1 rRNA gene is annotated in these 2,630 nt (G+C 52.3%); it reads right to left on the reverse strand.

The features are described from left to right. A 23S ribosomal RNA gene (locus VEB01_RS06515) occupies positions 1–2,630 on the reverse strand; the annotation flags it as partial.

A 2,630-nucleotide genomic window follows, 5' to 3' on the forward strand; every position in this document is an offset into this window, starting at 1 on the left:
CGTTCACTCCGGTCCTCTCGTACTAGGAGCAACTTCCCTCAAATCTCCAACGCCCACGGCAGATAGGGACCGAACTGTCTCACGACGTTCTAAACCCAGCTCGCGTACCACTTTAAATGGCGAACAGCCATACCCTTGGGACCGGCTACAGCCCCAGGATGTGATGAGCCGACATCGAGGTGCCAAACTCCCCCGTCGATATGAACTCTTGGGAGGAATCAGCCTGTTATCCCCAGAGTACCTTTTATCCGTTGAGCGATGGCCCTTCCATACAGAACCACCGGATCACTATGTCCTACTTTCGTACCTGCTCGACTTGTCGGTCTCGCAGTTAAGCACGCTTATGCCATTGCACTATTAGCACGATGTCCGACCGTACCTAGCGTACCTTCGAACTCCTCCGTTACACTTTGGGAGGAGACCGCCCCAGTCAAACTGCCTACCATGCACTGTCCCCAACCCGGATAACGGGCCAAGGTTAGAACCTCAAACAAACCAGGGTGGTATTTCAAGGATGGCTCCATGGCAACTGGCGTCACCACTTCAAAGCCTCCCACCTATCCTACACAGATTGGTTCAAAGTCCAATGCAAAGCTACAGTAAAGGTTCATGGGGTCTTTCCGTCTAGCCGCGGGTAGATTGCATCATCACAAACACTTCAACTTCGCTGAGTCTCGGGAGGAGACAGTGTGGCCATCGTTACGCCATTCGTGCAGGTCGGAACTTACCCGACAAGGAATTTCGCTACCTTAGGACCGTTATAGTTACGGCCGCCGTTTACTGGGACTTCGATCAAGAGCTTGCACCCCATCACTTAATCTTCCAGCACCGGGCAGGCGTCACACCCTATACGTCCACTTTCGTGTTTGCAGAGTGCTGTGTTTTTATTAAACAGTCGCAGCCACCGATTTTTTGCAACCCCATTGGGCTCCATCCGCGAGGGACTTCACCTACTAAGGGCACACCTTCTTCCGAAGTTACGGTGTCAATTTGCCGAGTTCCTTCTCCCGAGTTCTCTCAAGCGCCTGAGAATACTCATCTCGCGCACCAGTGTCGGTTTGCGGTACGGTCGTTGCAAGCTGAAGCTTAGTGGCTTTTCCTGGAAGCAGGGTATCACTCACTTCGGAGGCAAGCCTCCTCGTTGTCACCTCTCATCTAAGCCCGGCGGATTTTCCTACCAGGCACGACTACGGGCTTGAACAGACACATCCAACAGTCTGCTGAGCTAACCTTCTCCGTCCCCACATCGCACTTGCAATCGGTACAGGAATATTGACCTGTTTCCCATCAGCTACGCATCTCTGCCTCGCCTTAGGGGCCGACTCACTCTACGCCGATGAACGTTGCGTAGAAAACCTTGCGCTTACGGCGAGCGGGCTTTTCACCCGCTTTAACGCTACTCATGTCAGCATTCGCACTTCTGATACCTCCAGCATCCCTCTCGAGACACCTTCACAGGCTTACAGAACGCTCTCCTACCACTTGCACTTGCGTGCAAATCCGCAGCTTCGGTAACTGGCTTAGCCCCGTTACATCTTCCGCGCAGGACGACTCGATCAGTGAGCTATTACGCTTTCTTTAAAGGATGGCTGCTTCTAAGCCAACCTCCTGACTGTTTTAGCCTTCCCACTTCGTTTTCCACTTAGCCAATCTTTGGGACCTTAGCTGGCGGTCTGGGTTGTTTCCCTCTTGACGTCGGACGTTAGCACCCGGCGTCTGTCTCCCAAGCTCGCACTCATCGGTATTCGGAGTTTGCAATGGTTTGGTAAGTCGCGATGACCCCCTAGCCATAACAGTGCTCTACCCCCGATGGTGATACTTGAGGCACTACCTAAATAGTTTTCGGAGAGAACCAGCTATTTCCAAGTTTGTTTAGCCTTTCACCCCTACCCACAGCTCATCCCCTAATTTTTCAACATTAGTGGGTTCGGTCCTCCAGTGCGTGTTACCGCACCTTCAACCTGGCCATGGGTAGATCACTTGGTTTCGGGTCTACACCCAGCGACTGTCGCCCTGTTCGGACTCGATTTCTCTACGGCTTCCCTATCTGGTTAACCTCGCCACTGAATGTAAGTCGCTGACCCATTATACAAAAGGTACGCAGTCACGGAACAAGTCCGCTCCTACTGTTTGTATGCACACGGTTTCAGGATCTATTTCACTCCCCTCCCGGGGTTCTTTTCGCCTTTCCCTCACGGTACTGGTTCACTATCGGTCGATTACGAGTATTTAGCCTTGGAGGATGGTCCCCCCATGTTCAGACAGGATTTCTCGTGTCCCGCCCTACTTGTCGTACGCTTAGTACCACCGGTCTGATTTCGTGTACGGGGCTATCACCCGCTATGGCCAACATTTCCAGGTTGTTCCACTATCAGTCCGACTATCACGTACAGGCTCATCCCATTTCGCTCGCCACTACTTTGGGAATCTCGGTTGATTTCTTTTCCTGCAGCTACTTAGATGTTTCAGTTCGCCGCGTTCGCTTTGCATACCTATGTATTCAGTATGCAATGACCTAAAAGGCCGGGTTTCCCCATTCGGAAATCTGCGGATCAAAGCTTGTTTGCTAGCTCCCCGCAGCTTATCGCAAGCTACTACGTCCTTCATCGCCTGTAATCGCCAAGGCATCC

Source organism: Methylocaldum sp. (assembly GCF_035627495.1).
In the GTDB taxonomy this organism is placed as follows: Bacteria; Pseudomonadota; Gammaproteobacteria; order Methylococcales; family Methylococcaceae; genus Methylocaldum.